We start from the raw sequence: 1,437 nt of genomic DNA, 5'->3' as shown, positions 1-1,437 counted from the left end.
TTACTATGGGCCTACGATACTTCTTAGTCTTCACTTGTTTGGTTCTTCTAGTAATCCAGTTTATAGCGAAATATCCTCAGTTGAGGCCGCATCAATCTTAGCAGCGATAAATGTTGCTGCGACCTATATTGCTTTTAAGTATATTGATAGAATAGGCAGAAGAAGCTTAGGTTTATCGGCATATGCAGGTATGCTAGCTTTCGACTTGCTTGGAGGAATTCTACTTATGAGAGGAATTTTAATAGGAGCACTCATAGCTTTTGCAGGATTTATAGTATTCTTCGCTTATGGAGTTGGGGGAACTGGATGGTTAATTCAAGCTGAGTATTTCGATACTCGCATAAGGGGAAGAATGGCAGCATTAATAGCTTTCATTGACTGGATATCAAACTTTGTAATAATAGAAGTATTTCCTGTAATGTTATCAACAATTGGTCTAGCAGGTTCGATGTTTGTATTTACGGCTCTAGATGCTCTGGCGTTAGCAATTGTTTACCTATTACTACCTGAGACAAAGGGGCTTTCATTAGAGCAAATAGTTAAATTGTTTGGAGAACACAGAGTAACTGAAATCAAAAAATACAGCAAAAAGGAACTAGAGAAAACTAAGCCTCTAAATTGAGTAAACTGAACAAGCGTAACCTTACTTAAGTTTGAAAAAAATGTTTTTTAACTCCAATCCGATAGATATATACTTGGCGCGCTTGGGATTGGCCCTCCTTGATATTCGAAATTGGAAATTGAAAAATTCAGATAACCACCATCGTAAAGTACATACCCCCCATCTGACACTCCTAGTTGTACGGTAATTTTATTGGTAAAAGAAACACTGCAGTATAGCCCGTTGCTTTCCGCAATCGCTGTTAAATTAACTTCACTTGCTTCGAAGTTTCCAGCCCATTCCACAGCACCACCAAAACTAGTATACGAGTTTGCATGCCCCTGCATTGTAACTCTAACATAGTCTATATTTATTGGACTTTTGAAGTCAATTTCTATTGTAGTTTCGATGTAACACCAGTTAAACTTTGCGTCTATTAGCGTCGGTTCTACGCTAATTTTCTCAGTCCCTTCTACAGTTGCAATCCAAGTTAATTGATTATAATACCCCCTTGAACCATGGTCGATATTAATAGAAATTTGAGGAAATCTTTTGTGTTCAATTGGGCCAATAGACATTATAGTTACACTTTTCCCATTTTCATAGACAACATTTATAATTGCTATATAATCTATAACAGAGAAATAACCTTCATTGTTATGAGAATTGGAATAAGTGTAATTTCCTTCTAAAGATATATTTAATGGTCCGTAGAACCCAGTCTCTTCGTGCCATCCTCCCTGGTAAATCCCATATTCAACATGAGTTGCATTAATGTATAACTCCCCAGTCTGGATCTTGGGGGATGTTAAGCTAACACCACCGCATACAACCCA

General features: G+C 37.2%; 2 protein-coding genes. One reads left to right on the top strand and one right to left on the bottom strand.

What is annotated here, in order from left to right; genetic code table 11:
* Nucleotides 1–622, top strand: a 622-nt coding sequence (locus CM19_RS10210) for an MFS transporter (protein ID WP_048100349.1), incomplete at its 5' end; no start/stop codon positions are given.
* 47 nt (nt 623–669) lie between these two features.
* Here the strand turns inward: CM19_RS10210 and CM19_RS13130 are convergent.
* Nucleotides 670–1,437 (bottom strand): hypothetical protein (locus CM19_RS13130; RefSeq protein WP_048100348.1); only part of this gene is annotated, 768 nt, incomplete at its 5' end.

The organism is Candidatus Acidianus copahuensis (genome assembly GCF_000632495.1).
In the GTDB taxonomy this organism is placed as follows: domain Archaea; phylum Thermoproteota; class Thermoprotei_A; order Sulfolobales; family Sulfolobaceae; genus Acidianus; species Acidianus copahuensis.
This window is presented reverse-complemented; position numbering and strand designations above follow the sequence as displayed.